Source organism: Microbacterium sp. MYb66, assembly GCF_002979435.1.
Classification (GTDB): Bacteria; Actinomycetota; Actinomycetes; order Actinomycetales; family Microbacteriaceae; genus Microbacterium.
Genome location: NZ_PCOV01000001.1, coordinates 213,497 through 230,132 on the forward strand (window position 1 = coordinate 213,497; position 16,636 = coordinate 230,132).

General features: G+C 68.8%; 13 protein-coding genes. 6 read left to right on the forward strand and 7 right to left on the reverse strand.

Features of this window, described 5'->3' with window-relative positions; genetic code table 11:
- Positions 1 to 15: 15 nt before the first annotated feature.
- From CQ045_RS01000 to CQ045_RS19090, 5 genes are all read right to left on the reverse strand, one after another.
- Positions 16 to 1,323, reverse strand: a complete 1,308-nt coding sequence (locus CQ045_RS01000; protein ID WP_105720840.1) for a DUF58 domain-containing protein — start codon at positions 1,321 to 1,323, stop codon at positions 16 to 18.
- Positions 1,324 to 2,247, reverse strand: a complete 924-nt coding sequence (locus tag CQ045_RS01005; RefSeq protein WP_258130937.1) for a MoxR family ATPase — start codon at positions 2,245 to 2,247, stop codon at positions 1,324 to 1,326. It lies immediately after the preceding gene.
- A 97-nt stretch (positions 2,248 to 2,344) separates the two neighbouring features.
- Positions 2,345 to 3,532: a DUF4350 domain-containing protein gene (locus CQ045_RS01010; protein WP_105720842.1), complete on the reverse strand. Its 1,188-nt coding sequence runs from the start codon at positions 3,530 to 3,532 to the stop codon at positions 2,345 to 2,347.
- Positions 3,529 to 4,170: a DUF4129 domain-containing protein gene (locus CQ045_RS01015; protein ID WP_105720843.1), complete on the reverse strand. Its 642-nt coding sequence runs from the start codon at positions 4,168 to 4,170 to the stop codon at positions 3,529 to 3,531. Before CQ045_RS01015 ends, CQ045_RS01010 begins: the two co-directional genes overlap by 4 nt.
- Complete coding sequence (locus CQ045_RS19090) at positions 4,167 to 5,591, reverse strand: glycerophosphoryl diester phosphodiesterase membrane domain-containing protein (protein WP_105720844.1); 1,425 nt, start codon at positions 5,589 to 5,591, stop codon at positions 4,167 to 4,169. Before CQ045_RS19090 ends, CQ045_RS01015 begins: the two co-directional genes overlap by 4 nt.
- Before the next feature lie 96 nt (positions 5,592 to 5,687).
- Between CQ045_RS19090 and mtrA the strand changes: the two genes are divergently transcribed.
- The 5 genes from mtrA to hpf all read left to right on the forward strand — a co-directional run bounded on the left by mtrA (position 5,688) and on the right by hpf (position 11,300).
- Positions 5,688 to 6,368: an MtrAB system response regulator MtrA gene (mtrA, locus tag CQ045_RS01025; RefSeq protein ID WP_105720845.1), complete on the forward strand. Its 681-nt coding sequence runs from the start codon at positions 5,688 to 5,690 to the stop codon at positions 6,366 to 6,368.
- A gap of 7 nt (positions 6,369 to 6,375) precedes the next feature.
- The gene (mtrB, locus tag CQ045_RS01030; RefSeq protein ID WP_105720846.1) at positions 6,376 to 8,058 is read left to right on the forward strand and encodes an MtrAB system histidine kinase MtrB; all 1,683 of its coding nucleotides are present in this window, start codon (positions 6,376 to 6,378) and stop codon (positions 8,056 to 8,058) included.
- Complete coding sequence (locus tag CQ045_RS01035) at positions 8,055 to 9,773, forward strand: LpqB family beta-propeller domain-containing protein (RefSeq protein WP_258130853.1); 1,719 nt, start codon at positions 8,055 to 8,057, stop codon at positions 9,771 to 9,773. Before mtrB ends, CQ045_RS01035 begins: the two co-directional genes overlap by 4 nt.
- A gap of 91 nt (positions 9,774 to 9,864) precedes the next feature.
- Positions 9,865 to 10,512 carry a ComF family protein gene (locus tag CQ045_RS01040; protein ID WP_105720848.1) on the forward strand — a complete coding sequence of 216 codons (648 nt, stop codon included), beginning with the start codon at positions 9,865 to 9,867 and terminating at the stop codon, positions 10,510 to 10,512.
- A 131-nt stretch (positions 10,513 to 10,643) separates the two neighbouring features.
- Entirely contained in the window at positions 10,644 to 11,300 is a 657-nt protein-coding gene (gene hpf / locus CQ045_RS01045; RefSeq protein WP_105720849.1) for a ribosome hibernation-promoting factor, HPF/YfiA family, read from the forward strand.
- An 83-nt stretch (positions 11,301 to 11,383) separates the two neighbouring features.
- On the opposite strand, the gene CQ045_RS01050 is transcribed toward hpf, so the two are convergent.
- A complete protein-coding gene (locus CQ045_RS01050) occupies positions 11,384 to 12,709 on the reverse strand; it encodes a hypothetical protein (RefSeq protein WP_105720850.1) in 1,326 nt (441 codons plus the stop codon).
- 287 nt (positions 12,710 to 12,996) lie between these two features.
- Complete coding sequence (locus CQ045_RS01055; RefSeq protein WP_105720851.1) at positions 12,997 to 13,617, reverse strand: PadR family transcriptional regulator; 621 nt, start codon at positions 13,615 to 13,617, stop codon at positions 12,997 to 12,999.
- Positions 13,618 to 13,806: 189 nt separating this feature from the next.
- On the opposite strand from CQ045_RS01055, the gene secA reads away from it, so the two are divergent.
- The gene (secA, locus tag CQ045_RS01060; RefSeq protein ID WP_105721327.1) at positions 13,807 to 16,608 is read left to right on the forward strand and encodes a preprotein translocase subunit SecA; all 2,802 of its coding nucleotides are present in this window, start codon (positions 13,807 to 13,809) and stop codon (positions 16,606 to 16,608) included.
- Positions 16,609 to 16,636 lie beyond the last annotated feature (28 nt).

The window sequence follows — 16,636 nt, forward strand, 5'->3', positions numbered from 1 at the left end:
CGGGGCCAGGGCGGGTCAGAGTCGGCCGGCGGCCTTCAGCTCGAGGTAGCGGTCGGCGATGCGCGGCGGCAGCTCTTCCGGATCTGCGGCGATCGCCTCGCCTCCGGCACGCCGGATCGCATCGGCGACGTTCTCGGCGTCACGGAGCGTCCGCTCCGCCGCCGCCGCGAGATACACCTCTTCGCGGGAGCCGCGTCGACGCGCGAGAGCGGAGATGCCGTCATCGGTCACCGATCCGACGAGCACGGTGGTCGCGCGGGAGGCGTTCGGGAAGGCTCCGAGGAATCCTCGGGCGGACTCGGCCGCGTCCTGCGCGGTGAGCACGACGATCAGGGAGGGACGGGTGGTGAGGGTGCGGACCGAAGCGAAAGCGCCGTGCCAGTCGGTGTCCACCAGACGCGCATGCACGGGCGCCATGGCATCGGTCATCGCCGGGAGCAGGGCCGCGCCGTCGACGCCCGTCACTCGGCCGCGCACCACGCGGTCGTACATCAGCAGATGCACGTGATCGCCGGCGCGGGAGGCGAGGGCGGCGAGCAGCAGGGCGGCCTCGAGGGAGGCGTCGACCCGGGTGCCGTCGCCGACGCGGGCCGCCGACGTGCGCCCGGTGTCGATGATGATGACCACGTGACGGTCGCGTTCGGGGCGCCAGGTGCGCAGCATCGTGGTGCCGGCGCGAGCAGTGGCGCGCCAGTCGATCGAGCGCACGTCGTCACCGCGTACGTATTCGCGCAGCGAGTCGAACTCGGTGCCCTGGCCACGCACCTGGATGCTGGTGTTCCCGTCCAGTTCGCGCAGTCTGGCCAGGCGAGAGGGGAGGTGCTTGCGTGAGGAGAAGGCGGGCAGCACCCGGATCGCTCCGCGAACCAGATGTCGCGCCTGCCGTCCTGCGAGGCCGAGAGGACCGCGGGAGCGGATCATCACGAACTCGCTCACCAGCTCCCCCCGTCGACGTGGGCGGAGCGGGATCGACACACGACCGCGCTCTCCCGGTTCCACACGCAGGTGCTGTCGCTCCGGCGGCGCCCCTGCCGTGGGCTGCCAGGCGTCCCGGATCACCGCGTCCAGTGTTCGGCTGCCGTGGTTGTGGAGCGCGACGCTCACCGGCACCGGCTCACCGATGCGGGCACGCTTCGGCAGCCGTCGGCTCACCGTCACCGATCGAGGGCTGGCTGAGAGAGCGACGTCGATCGCGACCAGGAGCGCGCACAGACCCAGCCAGGCGCCGAGCACCGCGTACGCCGGATATCCCGCCAGCCCGGCGAGGACGAGCGGGACGACGCCCACGGCGAGGGCGACGGCGAGGCGGCCGGTGACGAACACCTAGATCGGGACCCTGGTCTGCTGCACGACGGAGGTGAGGACGGCATCGGCCGACACGCCTTCCATCTGCGCGTCGGGGCGCAGTTGGAGGCGATGACGCCACACCGGCACCAGCATCGTCTGCACGTGGTCGGGTGTGACGGCGGACGAGGCGTTGAGCCAGGCCCACGCCTTCGCCGCCGCCAGGAGGCCCGTGGAGGCCCGCGGACTCGCCCCGAGCTCGACGGAGGGGGATTGACGGGTGGCCCGTGCCAGATCGACGACGTATCCGAGCACGTCGTCCGTGACCTCGACGGCGGATGCCGCCTGCTGCGCCGCGCGGATCTCGTCCGCGGTGACCACGGATTCGACTCCGGTCAACTCGCGAGGGGAGAAGCCCTCGGCGTGTCGGCGGAGCACGGACACCTCGGCGTCGCGTTCCGGCATGCCGACGACGAGCTTCATCAGGAAGCGGTCCAGCTGGGCCTCGGGAAGGGAGTAGGTACCCTCATGCTCGATCGGGTTCTGCGTCGCGGCCACGAGGAACGGGTCGGGAAGTGGCCGGCTCACGCCGTCCGCCGAGACCTGGCGCTCCTCCATCGCCTCGAGGAGAGCCGCCTGCGTCTTCGGCGGGGTCCGGTTGATCTCGTCCGCGAGAAGGATGTTCGTGAAGACCGGACCGGCGCGGAAGTCGAACTCGCCGGTGCGCGCGTCGTACACGAGGGAGCCCGTGACGTCGCCGGGCATCAGGTCGGGCGTGAACTGGACGCGCTTGGTGTCCAGGCCCAGCGCCCGGGCGAACGAGCGGACGACCAGCGTCTTCGCGACTCCGGGGACACCCTCCAGGAGCACATGGCCTCGAGCGAGCAGCGCCACGAGGAGACCTGTGACGGTGCCGGCCTGGCCGATGACCGCCTTGTCGACCTCGGTGCGCACACGGTGCATGGCCTGGCGGAGAGCGGCGTCGTCCAGGGGGTGATTCTCAACGGTCACGTGGTTCCCTCGGCTTCTCTGGGATGGGTGGTCGGTTCGGCTCTGTCGATCATTCCTCGCCCCTCGTGCTGCGGGTGCTCTCGTCGACGGCGTGCTCGAGTTCGTCGAGGCGGCGGGCGAGATCGATCAGGCCGGCGTCGTCGGCCGGGAGCGGGCCGGCGAGCAGCGCCTGCAGGGCGCCACGGGGAATCCGGAGTCGGTCGGATGCTGCGTCGGCGACTTCGTCCGCCCCGCCGTGCACGGCGAGCCCGAGGCGACGGGCGAGCCGCCGCTGTGCACCGTCGCGGAGTGCCTGGGCCGCATGGGGTGCATCCCCGGCCTTCGCCGTCAGGCGCGCTCGGCCGTGCATGGTCTCGGACGCCCGGACGGTGACCGGCAGCGTCTCGGCGACCAGCGGACCGAAGCGCTGGCCGCGCCATATCGCCGTCGCGATCCCGGCCACGATCAGCAGCAGGATCGCAGGTGTGACCCACGGCGGAGTGAGGCTGCCGAGAGTCGGAGTGGATTCCGCCTCGATGTCGGAGTCGGCGAAGGTGGGGACGTACCAGACGACGCGGTCGGTCTGACCGAGCAGCGCGAGTGCCAGTGCGGCGTTGCCGTCCTCGGCGAGGTACTCGTTGCTGAAGAGTCTCGTTCCCTCCACGACCGTGCGACGTGCGCTCGCACGCTCATCGACGAGCACGGCGGCGCCCTCGGCGTCCCCGAAGCAGGCGGTCACCCCGTCGGCAGGAGAGAAGAGCCGGTCGGCGCGGATCGTCCCGACATCGGCGAACTCGGCGACGGAGCATCCGGCGGTGGCCTCGGACAACGATCCCGACGCGTTGTCTCCGATGTCCAGCGTGTTCAACAGATGAGTGCTCGCGGAGAGGAACACGATGCGGTCGGCCGGCTCCAGCAGAGTCTCCAGCGCGTCGTCGGTCAGGGTATACGGGTTGGCCATCACCAGTGTCGTGTCTTCGTCGATCGCCGCACGTGCCTCTGCGCGTGAGCGGTGGATGGAGATGTCCACGCCCTGATCGCGCAGGACCTCGGCGAGGGCGAGGGCACCGGCATCGTCGCGGCCTTCGGGATCGAGTGCCCGGTGATCGCCTGGCGCGGTCGCACTGACGCGGAGTGCGACGAATGCGACGATCAGCACGAGCGCGACCACGATCACCCAGCCGATGATCGTCTTCATACGGCTCGGTCGGCGCTCTGCCGTCGAGGGAGCCGGCGCCTCTCGATCGATGACGGTCACGCCATCACCGCCTCGGGACGACGTGCGCGGAGCCGGTCGTCGGTGTCGGCGAGGTCGCGATAGCTCGCCGCCGTCGCCGGGTGACCGAGATAGCGGACATCGTCGAAGGCGACAGCCGCGCGACGCATGGCGTCGGCTTCGTCGGTGAACACTGCGCTCGCCTCGCGCGCGATCGACTGGGCGGTGGCGCCGGGAGCGGGGTCGATCAGGTCGCGTTCCAGCAGGCTGCGCGCGATCGCGCGGTACCGCAGGATGGTCGCCGAATCCCAGTCGCCGTCACGGGCGGCGCGCTCGGCGTCGGATCGGAGCTGTGCGGCGCTGCGGTCATCGCTCGCCCCGAGCAGGTCCCCTCGGGCGCGTCGGACGGCGCGTGAGCTGCGCGGTCTTCCCCAGATGATGAGGGCCGCGATCAATGCGGCCGCAATGATGACCGTGACGATGATGAGGGCGGACGGACCGACGCCGGCCCCGTTCTCCGAGCTGAACAGATCAGCCAGGAAACGCCCCACATCACGCGCCACGAGGTCGAACCATGTCGGCTTGGCATCGGCGTAGCGCGGGTTCGAGAGTTCTTCTTCCGCCCAGCGTCGAGCCTCGTCCCCGTCGGGAACGTACAGGTCGTCTAACCGTCGGATCATGCCGTGTCGTCGCGGCCGGGCGCGGTCCAGCCATCGTCATCGCGGGCCGGCCCTGGCGCGGGAACCGGAGGGGTCTGCGGTGCTCCGGCCGGACCCACCGGCGCCGGTGGGGGCGGGGGCGGGAACGCTGCGGGCGGCTGGCCGTACTGCGGCTCCGCCGGGTAGGGCTGCGCCTGGTACGGCTGCCCCTGGTACGGCTGCCCCTGGTACGGCTGCCCCTGGTACGGCTGCCCCTGGTACGGCTGTCCGGGGTACGGCTGCGGCGCTGCCGTCGCCGGGGTGCCGTACTGCGGATACGGGTATCCCTGGGACATCATCACGTGTTCCGGCACCTGGCGGGGCGGGGGCGCTGCGGTGACGGCGCGCGCGGGGTCGAGCCGGAACGGATCGCCCTGCTGCTCGTCGGTCCAGCCGAGGTCCCGGCGCTCCACGTACGCGATGAGCGTCTGGTCGAGTCCCTCGTACCGCATCCGGCAGTCCAGGTACACGAGGGCGGCGCCGGTGCTCTGCACCACGAGTGTGATCGCCTGGATCACGAGCAGCAGGACCTGCGGCGCCACCAGTGCCAGGACGTAGCCGATGATCGCACTCGGCTCCGCAGCGCCGGTCGGCGCGACCACCGAGCCCAGGAGCGAGCTGAGCAGTGTGACGGGAAAGCTCACGACCTGCATCGCGAGGCCCATGATGAGGCTGATGAGGAAGGTCACTCCGAAGGCGACCCAGAAGCGTCCGCGGGTGAGTCGCCAGGAGCGGACGAAAGCCTCTCGGAACCGGGCACCCTCGAGGACGAGGATCGAGGGCACCAGCAGCAGCTTCGTCGTCAGCCACACGGCCAGCGGGACGCAGGCGAGTGCGATGAGGATCACGACGAGCACGACGACCCCGATGAGTTCGACGCTGCCGCCCGCTCCCCCGGCGATGAAGGCCGCGACGATGCCCACGACGATCGCCAAGATCCCGAACACGGCCACGACCGACAGAGACGCGAAGCCGGCGAGGCGCCAGAACGCCGGGGCCATCCGACGCCAGAGCATCCGCAGGGTGGCCTTCACCCCGATCGCGGCATATCCGACTTCCGCGGCGACGACGCCCTGCATCATCGCGGTGAACGCGATCGACGCGAGTCCCACGGCGAGTCCTGCGATCAGATTGATGGCGATCGTTCCCGCGAGCACAGCCTCGAAATCCGGGGACGAGGGGGAGACGGTCTCCAGACGGGAGAAGGTGGTGAACAGCACCACGCCCATCACCCCGGCCGTCGCGATCACCACGACGAACTGGATGGCGACGGCGAAGCCGAAGAGCACCTTCGGGTTGTGTCGGAGGGCGGCGAACGCCTTCCCCAGCAGCATCCCGAACGTCAGGGGGTGAAGAGGGATGATCCCCTTCTTCGGGGCAGGCGTCCACGTCTGGCCAGTCAATGGCACTCCCTCCGTCGTGCGCTCCCATCGTGTCATATCCCACGCGTGGTGCGCAGACCTGGGGGCGGCGGGACTCGGTGCCATAAGGTAACTGTTATGACCTCACGCATTCTCGTGGTCGACGACGACACCGCGCTCGCCGAGATGATCGGGATCGTGCTGCGCACCGAGGGCTTCGAGCCGGTCTTCTGTGCAGACGGTGCGCGAGCCGTCGACGAGTGGCGCACCCAGCGGCCCGACCTCGTGCTGCTCGACCTCATGCTCCCCGGCATGGACGGAATCGAGATCTGCACCCGCATCCGCGCCGAATCGGGCGTCCCGATCATCATGCTCACGGCGCGCAGCGACACCGCCGACGTCGTGCGCGGGCTGGAAGTCGGCGCAGACGACTACATGGTCAAGCCCTTCAATCCGAAGGAGCTCGTGGCGCGGATCCGGACCCGGCTCCGGCCGACACCGCAGACCACCAGCGAGCAGCTGCGAGTCGGCGACCTCACCGTGGACGTCGACGCGCACGAGGTGCGTCGCGGGACGGCGCCGATCGCACTCACGCCGCTCGAGTTCCAGCTGCTCGTCGCGCTCGCGTCCAAGCCGCAGCAGGTGTTCTCCCGCGAGATGCTCCTCGAACAGGTCTGGGGCTACCACTACAAGGCCGACACCCGTCTGGTGAACGTGCACGTGCAGCGCCTCCGTGCCAAGGTCGAGCTCGACCCGGACAACCCCAAGATCGTGATGACGGTGCGTGGCGTCGGCTACCGTGCCGGGAGCGTCGGCTAGGAGCACGATGGCCGCGACGACAGCGACCACCGCGACTGTCGCCGTTCTGCGCGACTGGCGAGGCTGGCCGACCATGCTCGGCGTCCTCTGGCGACGTTCTCTGCGGTTCCGCACCCTCTCGATCACACTCCTCGCGACCTCGCTGGCGATCTTCATCACCTGCGTGACGATGGCGCTCGTGATCCAGAACGACCTCTTCATCTCGCGCAAGAACGTCGCTCTCGAAGACGCCCGCCGCGCCGTCGACCAGGCCCAGGGGATCCTCGATGTGGCGGAGGTGGGCGACGACCCGGCCGCCCTCGCAGCGCTCTGGGGCAGCATCCCGGAGGTGCTCGCGCGCACCTCGAGCACGGACCAGCTCGCGGGGTACAAGATCGACACCGATGCGAACGGCGTCCGGCTGAACGGATTCGAGGCAGGGCTCAACGAGAGCCTGTTGAGCCCGGAACTGCGAGCACGCGTCGTGAAGCTCGACGATCGCCAGACGTGGCAGTCCGTGGCACTGCCTGTGGATGATGGCGGCGTGGTCCCGGGGATCGTCGTGGGTCAGCAGCTGCAGGTGCCGGAGGCCGGGCCCTTCGAGATCTACTTCGCCTACGACCTGGGCGACGCGAACCAGACCCTCGTCTTCGTGCAGCGCACGCTGTGGATCGCCGGGATCGGACTCGTCGCGATCGTCGCGGCCATCTCCTGGATCGTGCTCCGCGCGGTGTCCACGCCGATCATCCAGGCTTCTGAGACGAGCGCCCGTCTCGCCGCCGGCGACCTCGGCGTGCGTCTCGAGGTGCATGGAGAAGACGAGCTGGCGGTCCTCGGGCGCTCCTTCAACGCCATGGCGGACAGCATCGAGGCGCAGATCAAGGAGCTCGGGGAGCTGTCGATGGTGCAGCAGCGCTTCGTCTCGGACGTCTCGCACGAGCTGCGGACCCCCCTGACCACGATCCGGCTCGCAGCGGACATGCTCAACGATCAGCGCGGGGAGTTCGACCCGACCACCGCGCGCACGGCAGAGCTGCTGCACACCCAGGTGCAGCGGTTCGAGACCCTGCTCTCCGACCTGCTCGAGATCAGCCGCTACGACGCGGGCTCGGTGCAGCTCGAGCTGGAGGCGACGAGCCTCGCGCACCTGGCCGAGGACATCATCGATCAGATGCGGCCGTTGGCCGACGGTCGGGGGACCGAGTTGAGGCTCGTGGCTCCCGGAGGATACTCGCCCGTGGACATGGATCCGCGACGCGTGCGGCGGGTGCTTCGCAATCTGATCGGCAACGCCATCGAGCACGGTGAGGGGCGTCCGGTCGTCATCACGATCGACAGCAACCAGCACGCCGTGGCCGCGGGTGTGCGCGATTTCGGCCTGGGAATGGAGCCGGGCGACGCCGAGCGCGTGTTCGATCGGTTCTGGCGCGCCGACCCCTCCCGTCAGCGCACGATCGGGGGGACCGGACTCGGACTGTCCATCGCCCTCGGCGATGCCACGTTGCACGGCGGGACGCTGGCCGTGTGGTCCGAGCTCGGTGTGGGGACGAACTTCGTCCTCACGATTCCGAGACACGACGCCGTCCTGGAGGGTCCGAGCCCGATCCCGGTGGAGCCGCAGGAGCCGCTGGCGGAGATCGGCGACGCCACACAGCCCATCTCTCTGGCCGAGCTGCGCACCGAGTTGTTCGACGACGGGGACGGATCATGACGCGGGTGAGTTCGAAGGGGATGCTGCGCGGCGCGGTGTTGGTGCTCGCGGCATTGCTCCTCCCCGCGTGCGCGGGACTTCCGACCAGCGGCAACGTCGCAGCCGGGCTCGAGCTCGGTGAGTCGTCTCAAGACCTCGACTTCCTTCCCGTGGCGTCGGGACCGATCAAGGGATCGGGTCCTGAAGAGATCGTCGAGGGCTTTCTGGAGGCGGGCATCACGACCTCGGACAACTGGGCGACTGCCCGCGAGTTCCTGGCTCCGGGGCTGCAGCGTACGTGGCGCCCGGGAGCAGGCGTCTCGATCGATGTCGGGACGGACACCCGGACCATCACCTCGACCGTCCCGGAGGAGCAGGTGGAGGACGCAGGCTCCGCCGAGGTGCAGGTGCTCCTCGATCTGATCGCGAGCGTCGACGAGACCGGCGCGTACTCGGAGGCTCTGGGGGCGTCCAACATGCCGTTCTCTTTGGAACGCATGGAAGACGGGGAGTGGCGCATCACCGAGGCTCCGGACGGCGTCGTGATCGACGAACCACGGTTCACGAACGTCTTCGCCGGGTATCCGCTGCAGTACTTCGACCTCAGCTGGTCCCGGCTCGTACCCGACATGCGGTGGTTCCCTCGGCGGCAGAGCCCTGCGACGACGGTGACCCAGGCTCTGATCGGCGGAGCGCCCAGCGATTGGCTCGACCCCGCCGTGCAGAACGCCTTCCCCGCCGACGTGCAGCTGGCACAGGATGCTGTCCCGATCACCGGGCAGGTGGCCGAGGTCGCTCTCTCGCGCCCTGCGACGAGCCTCGATGAGACCACGCTCTCCCGCATGCGCACTCAGCTGCAGGCGACGCTCAGGGCCGCCGGAGTCGCGGTCACGCAGGTGCAGTTCACGGTGGACGGTCGCAGCCTCGACGCGGGCGTGGTCGATGTCGTCGAGCCGACCCCCGATGTCGGCACCCTCGTGCTGCAGAACGGCGCATTCGGACGGATCGTGGGGGACGAGATCTCTCCGATCGACGGCATCAGCGCCGAGATCGCAGCCATCCCTCAGCCCATCGTCTCGATCGACCTCGCGGCGGATGATTCCCGCGCGGCCGTGCAGCTCGGCGATCGTCACGTCTATCTCGTCGGCGAGGGGAACCTCGACGAGCTGGATGCGCGTCAGGGTCTCATCGAGCCGTCGCTGGACCCCTACGGCTACACCTGGACGGTTCCTGCCGGCGACCCCGGTGCGCTCCAGGCCTCGGGGAGCGATGTGGTGGCGCACCCGATCGCAAACGCCTGGCCGACTGCCTCCGCTGTCTCCCACGTCAGGGTCGCCGCGGATGGCACCCGGGTGGCGGCTGTCATCACGGTCGGCAAGCAGCGGTGGGTCGTCGTCGCGGTCGTCGTCCGCGACTCGGCCGGGATTCCGATCGAGCTCGGAGACATCAAGCAGCTGATCCAGATCGCCGAGCCGGCAACAGGCCTGGTGTGGTTGGGCGCCGACCGGCTGGGTGTGCTCGTCGATCCGAGCAGCCCGAGCCTCATCACCCAGATGGTCGGCGGCCCCGGAGCGACAGAAGCGGCCCCCGCCGACGCGATCGCTGCCGCCGGGGCGCGCTCGGCCGCCGGCGTGCGTATCCTCGGAGCGACCGGCGACCTCTTCGCGCACGCGGGGTCGGCCTGGCGAGAGGTCGCGTCCGGCGTCTCGGTGCTCGCCACCCGCGTGGGGGAATGACCTTCCCTGCACCGGGTTCTCCTGTCAGCGTGTTCGTTCGGGAAGACGATCCCCGTCGCGGGTGGCGTCAGCGTGCCCGCAGAATCGGTGCATGGGGACGAAGTCTGACCTGCTCCGGATCGGTGCCGAGATCGCCGCTTTCCTCCTCGCGGCCACGTGCGCGGGATGCGAAGAGCCGGGGGTCCTGTTGTGTTCGCGATGCCGTGGAGCGCTGGTCCCGCGACCGCAGGTCGGAGCGACGCCACGAGGGATGCCGTTCCGGGCGGCCATCCCGTTCGAGGGGGTGGCCGCGCGCTGCATCCGCCGACTCAAAGGAGAGGGCGCCACATTCCTCGCCCGCCCGCTCGGGGCGATGCTCGAATCGGTTCTGCTCCCTGACGTGACCCCGATGACCTGGGTGGTACCGGTTCCCACGGCACGCAAGGCGTTCCGCCGCCGAGGTTACCGCGTGCCCGAGCTCCTCGTCCGTCGCGCGCACGCCGAGCCGCAGCGGGTGCTCCGACTGGTCGCAGGAACCGTCGATCAGAGAGGGCTCGGTGCGCAGGATCGGGAGACGAATGTGCGCGGGTCCATGCGGGCGCGCCGACGCACGGAGGGGGCAGAGGCGGTGATCGTGGACGACGTCGTCACCACGGGGGCGACCTTGGACGAAGCAGCGCGTGCCCTCGAGGCCGCCGGTTTCCGCGTCGTCGCGGCGGTCGCGCTCGCCGCCACGCCGCACCGCGCCGGATTCGGATGAACCTCATCGGGAACACACCGACGACACAGGGGAATGTGCCCGTGACATCCATGGACGGGCGGACTACGGTGGGGGACACAAGGCGACCACGGTCCGCCCTTGGCCGGGAGGACCGGGACAAGGAGGCAGCAATGGAAATCAGCATCGTTGGCGTCGGAGTGGGTATCACTGATCGCTTCCGAACCGTTGTCGAAGAGAAGATCGCCAAGATCCAGATGCTCGCGTCTCGGGCGCAGCGACTGGACGTGAAGGTCACCCATCGCGTGTATCGCAATGGTCGTGTCCCCGATGAGACCGTCGAGCTGACGCTGGTCGGCAAGGGACCCGTGGTCCGTGCCGAGGCGACGGACGGCGACAAGTTCGTTGCTCTCGACCTCGCTGTCGACAAGATGTCCGAGCAGCTGCGTCGCGCGAAGGAGAAGCGCGTCGATGGTCGACAGCACCCGCGCGGCGCCCACTTCGAGAAGGAGAGCGGAGCGCTCGAGGGCATCGACGTCCAGCCGGCGTCGGCTGACATCCTCCACGCGGTCGCGACCGGCACCGTTCCGGTGCAGCAGAGCGAGGAGGAGACGTACTCTCCCGTCGTCATCCGCACGAAGAGCTTCGAAGCGGAGTGGATGACCGTGGAAGAGGCCGTGGATCGGATGGAACTGGTCGGACACGACTTCTTCCTGTTCGTCGACGTCCGCACCGACCACCCGAGCGTTGTCTACCGCCGCAAGGGGTGGGACTACGGCGTGATCGCGTTGAGCACCCAGGCTCCGCCCTCGGAGGCGCTCGCCTCCTGATCCGAGTTGCGGAACGGCCCGGTCCCCCGAAGGGAACCGGGCCGTTTCCGTTCCGGCGTCCGGATGCCGTCGACTCCGAAGCGTCAGTCGAAGATGCCGTCGAGGAGGCTGCCGATCACGAGGCCGCCGAGGATGCCGGAGGCGAGGTCGCCACCGCCACCACCGCGACGCGGTCCACCGCCCCAGCCGCCGCCGCCACCCCAGTCCTGATCCTGCGGACGGGAGGAGTCGATGTCTCGCTGCGCGAGCTGCAGGGCCTCGGATGCGAGATGAGCCACCCGTCGCGCCTGGACGAGTGCCGCCTCACGCGTGTCTTCGGAGGGAAGGAGATCGGGAAGGTCGACTCGAAGTCGCTCCGCCTCAGCGAGACGCGTCCTCGCGTCGGCGCCGATCCAGCCGCGATGCCCGGAGATGAGGCCGCGGGCGACGCCGAGCTGCCGATCCGCGTCGTCGATCGAGTGCTGCACCTGCGCGATGCTCGGGAGCGGGTTCTCCGCGCGATGACGCGCCTTGGCGATCGCGTCGTCCAAGGCCGAGTTCGCGTCGCGCAACTGCGAGAGCTCGGCGAAGGGGTCGTTGGGCATGCCCGACGGAGTCAGTGCCGCCAGTGCGTTCTGGAGCGCGGAGACCGCTTCGGCGACGGCGGGCACCGACGGGGCGGTGCGTGCGGCGATCAGGTCGCCCCGGGAATCGGCGACGACTTCGGCGAGGGTGGATTCCGCGCGCAGTGCCTCGATCTCGAAGTCCTCGACGGCGTCGAGCAGAGCCGAAGCGCGTCGAGTGGCCTCGGTCGCGGTCTCGAGTGCGACGTTCGCCTCTTCATTCTGCTTGGCCGCCCGACGGCGCTCCGAGACGTCGGCGCTGTGGGTCGCGAAGCTGATGAGCTGTTCCGCTTCGGCGGCGCTGGCGGTGATCTGGTGCATCGCGGAGTCGGAGTAACGGGCCGACAGCCGCGCGACGGCCTCGTTGGTCTGCGGGATTCGGGCGCTCAGGGCCGCAGCATCCGCCCGCACCTGCGCGATGACCTCGGGGGCACGTCGCACCCGGGCGATGGAATCGGCGAGGACGGACGTCTTCTCATCGAGCAGGTCCTGCGCCCAGTCGCAGAGCTGCAGGATGCGTGCGTTGCGGGTACGGAGCTCCTCGACGGTGTCGGGGATCTCATCGTGGTTCAGCTGGTGGAGCTGGAAGGCCTCGCGCAGGTGGGTGCGCACCGCCGCGAGCGCCTTGCGCAGGTCTGCGGTGAGCGACTCGCCGAGCTCGGCCTCCGCGAAGGAGAGCTCATCCGTCGTGGTGCGGATGCGTTCGTCCGCTCCGACCAGGGCCTGCTCCGCGCGACGCGCCAGATCGGCGTCCTGTGCGGCGAGTTCTTCCTGTTCGCGTTTGCGTCTGCCCCAAAATCCAGCCATGACCCGATCCTAGTTTCCCGCGCGCCCGCGGTGGCTGAGCATCCGCCACGGGCGGACCGTGTTCGCTCAGGGCGCGTCAGGCGATCGCGGTCCGACGCGTCGGGGCGGCTCCCCGCGGGGGGATGAGCCATCTGACCGGAGCGATCGAGAAGGGGGAGCGATGGGGAGGACGGCGACGAGCTCTCCGCGACGGACCTCGAGATCGACGCCCGACCGTGCGGACACCGCCGTCGCACCGAGGCCGCGCCGCGGGGTCACGCCGATCAGTCGCAGAACTGTCTCGGCGCTCACAGCGAGGGCTCGAGATCCGCGAGTGCTGCTCCGGCCTTCGCGGGGCGCCCGCGCTTGGGGCGCTCCGTCGCGAGTTCGAGGGACATCGAGTGACGCGGATGCAGTGCGAGCCGCTGCTCCGTGTGGTCGAGCCAACGGACTTCGGCCTCGGCGGCGAAGATCATCGAATCGATGACGAGCGCCCACGCGAGTTCCTCGGGACCGTCCGCATCGCCGCCCGCGTATTTGGCGCGCTGCAGGGATTGCAGCTGGCGCAGTGACGCGGTGCGCTGAGCCCGGATGACCGCAGCGACGTCCACGCCGGGGAGTGTCGCCGCGACGGAGAGCTTGATCGCGAGCTCGTCTCGCGTCGCGTGCGTCCGCACGACGGGGGAGGCGAGCCACTGTGCGACGTCGGTGGACCCGAGATCCGTGATCTGCCAGTAGACGTGACCGTGCTCATCCGCGTCGCCGCGCTGCACGAGTCCGTCTCGCTCGAGCCGTTCGAGTGTGTTGTATATCTGTCCGACGTTGAGGGGCCAGGTGGATCCCGTGCGGCGGTCGAACTCGTGCCGCAGCTGGTAGCCGTAGCAGGGCCCCTGATCGAGGATGGCGAGAAGGCTCTGACGTACGGACATGGTTGTCTCCTGATGGCGTCGGCTGAAATGCAATGCCGAGTATATGCATACTCGGCAATCATCCGGATCGCCACTCGGGTGCCCCATGCAGGCGACGTGCAGGTCACAGGCCGGTAACATGGCAAAGCATGCCTGGCGTCGGGTTCACCGGCGGCCGGCGATTTACCCACTGACAGGGAGATGACATCCGTGGCCAATCCTCTTGAGAAGCTGCTGCGTGCGGGCGAGGGGCGGGTCATCCGCCGCCTGAATCAGGTCGTCAAGGCAGTGGGAGCGCTGGAAGAGGACATCTCCAAGCTCACCGACGACGAACTGCGCAACGAGACCGTCGAGCTGCGCGCGCGCTTCGAGAAGGGCGAGACGCTCGACCAGCTCATGCCCGAGGCCTTCGCCGCGGTACGAGAGGCGGCCAAGCGCACGCTCGGCATGCGCGCCTACGACGTGCAGATCATGGGTGGTGCCGCGCTCCACCTCGGCAACATCGCCGAGATGAAGACCGGTGAGGGCAAGACCCTCGTCGCGACCCTGCCCGCGTATCTGAACGCGATCGCCGGCAAGGGCGTGCACGTCATCACGGTCAACGACTTCCTCGCGAGTTACCAGGCCGAGCTGATGGGGCGTGTGTTCCGTGCCCTCGGCATGACCACCGGCATCATCGTCTCCGGCCAGACCCCCGCGGTCCGCCGGGAGCAGTACGCGGCCGACATCACGTACGGCACGAACAACGAGTTCGGCTTCGACTACCTGCGCGACAACATGGCATGGCGCAAGGAAGACCTCGTCCAGCGCGAGCACTTCTTCGCGATCGTCGACGAGGTCGACTCGATCCTCATCGACGAGGCGCGTACACCACTCATCATCTCGGGGCCGTCTTCGGGCGAGGCCAACCGCTGGTTCGCCGAGTTCGCGAAGATCGCCCGCACGCTCGAGGTCGGTGAGGACTACGAGGTCGACGAGAAGAAGCGCACCGTCGGCGTGCTCGAGCCCGGTATCGAGAAGGTCGAGGACTACCTCGGGATCGACAACCTCTACGAGTCGGCAAACACCCCGCTGATCTCCTTCCTCAACAACTCGATCAAGGCGCTCGCGCTGTTCAAGAAGGACACCGACTACGTCGTCATGAACGACGAGGTCATGATCGTCGACGAGCACACCGGTCGCATCCTGGTCGGACGCCGCTACAACGAGGGCATCCACCAGGCGATCGAGGCCAAGGAGGGCGTGCCGGTCAAGGCCGAGAACCAGACTCTCGCCACGGTGACGCTGCAGAACTACTTCCGTCTCTACGACAAGCTCGCCGGCATGACGGGTACGGCCGAGACCGAGGCCGCCGAGTTCATGTCGACCTACAAGCTCGGTGTCATCCCGATCCCGACCAACCGGCCGATGATCCGCAAGGACCAGTCGGACCTCGTCTACAAGAACGAGACCGCGAAGTTCGCTCAGGTCGTCGAGGACATCGCCGAGCGTCACGCTTCCGGACAGCCGGTGCTGGTCGGTACCGTGAGCGTCGAGAAGAGCGAGTACCTGTCGCGCCTGCTCGCGAAGAAGGGCGTCAAGCACGAGGTCCTCAACGCGAAGAACCATGCGCGTGAGGCGGAGATCGTCGCTCGTGCCGGTCGTCTGGGCGCCGTCACCGTCGCCACGAACATGGCCGGACGAGGCACTGACATCATGCTCGGCGGAAACGCCGAGTTCCTCGCGGTCCAGGAGCTCAAGGGCAAGGGGCTCGACCCCGTGGAGACGCCCGAGGAGTACGAGATCGCCTGGGATGAGACCTACGAGGCGATGAAGGACGTCGTGGCGGGGGAAGCCGAGAAGGTCATCGAGGCCGGTGGCCTGTATGTCCTCGGTACCGAGCGCCACGAGTCGCGTCGTATCGACAACCAGCTCCGTGGGCGTTCCGGACGTCAGGGCGATCCGGGTGAGAGCCGTTTCTACCTCAGCCTCACCGACGACCTGATGCGCCTTTTCCAGTCGGGAGCGGCCGAGGCGATTCTCTCTCGCACGAACTTCCCGGACGACGTGCCGATCGAGTCCGGGCTCGTGTCCCGTGCCATCCGCAGCGCGCAGTCGCAGGTCGAGTCCCGCAACGCCGAGATGCGCAAGAACGTCCTCAAGTACGACGACGTCCTGAATCGTCAGCGTGAGGCGATCTACGCCGACCGTCGGCACATCCTGCAAGGTGACGACATCGCCGGGCGCGTGCAGCACTTCATCGAGGACGCGATCAGCGGCGTGGTGAACGACCACACCGGAGAGGGCCACAACGAGAGCTGGGACTTCGACGCGCTCTGGACCGAGCTGAAGACGCTCTACCCGGTCGGCGTCACGATCGACGAGGTCGTCTCCGAGGCCGCGGGTCGAAAGGGCGGTATCACCGCGGACGGACTGACCCGCGAGCTCCTCTCCGATGCGAAGATCGCCTACGAGAAGCGCGAGGAGACGCTCGGCGAGGCAGCGACCCGCGAACTGGAGCGTCGCGTGGTCCTCCAGGTGCTCGACCGCCGCTGGCGCGACCATCTGTACGAGATGGACTACCTCAAGGACGGTATCGGCCTGCGTGCGATGGCTCAGCGCGACCCCCTCATCGAGTACCAGCGCGAGGGCTACGCGATGTTCCAGTCGATGATGGGTCAGATCAAGGAGGAGTCGGTCGGCTACCTCTACAACCTCGAGGTCGAGGTGCGACGTGCCGGCGACTCGCAGACCGCGGAGGTCGAGGCCAAGGGGCTCGCGACCGACGGGGGAGAGCAGCGGCTGGAGTACTCCGCGGCGAACGACGCCGGTGAGGTCGAGGTCCGCAATGATCGCGGCCAGGTGCAGCAGGCGGCGACGGACCGTGTCCGCCAGGCGGCTGCCCGTGCACAGGCTCCGCAGGCGGCACCCGAGGAGGCTCCTCGCGGATCCTTCGGGCAGCGCACGGAAGCCGCAGAACCCGCTGCGGGTAACCGCGAACAGCGTCGAGCACAGGGCAAGAAGAAGAAGTAGCCGTCACGAACAGGAGGGCCAGTCCATG

Coding starts and splice junctions, on each gene's coding strand:
- CQ045_RS01040 (WP_105720848.1), top strand. CDS start 9,865: ATGGGGACGAAGTCTGACCTGCTCCGGATCGGTGCCGAGATCGCCGCT.
- CQ045_RS01015 (WP_105720843.1), bottom strand. CDS start 4,170: ATGATCCGACGGTTAGACGACCTGTACGTTCCCGACGGGGACGAGGCT.
- hpf (WP_105720849.1), top strand. CDS start 10,644: ATGGAAATCAGCATCGTTGGCGTCGGAGTGGGTATCACTGATCGCTTC.
- CQ045_RS01055 (WP_105720851.1), bottom strand. CDS start 13,617: ATGTCCGTACGTCAGAGCCTTCTCGCCATCCTCGATCAGGGGCCCTGC.
- CQ045_RS01050 (WP_105720850.1), bottom strand. CDS start 12,709: ATGGCTGGATTTTGGGGCAGACGCAAACGCGAACAGGAAGAACTCGCC.
- mtrA (WP_105720845.1), top strand. CDS start 5,688: ATGACCTCACGCATTCTCGTGGTCGACGACGACACCGCGCTCGCCGAG.
- CQ045_RS01005 (WP_258130937.1), bottom strand. CDS start 2,247: ATGCACCGTGTGCGCACCGAGGTCGACAAGGCGGTCATCGGCCAGGCC.
- CQ045_RS01035 (WP_258130853.1), top strand. CDS start 8,055: ATGACGCGGGTGAGTTCGAAGGGGATGCTGCGCGGCGCGGTGTTGGTG.
- mtrB (WP_105720846.1), top strand. CDS start 6,376: ATGGCCGCGACGACAGCGACCACCGCGACTGTCGCCGTTCTGCGCGAC.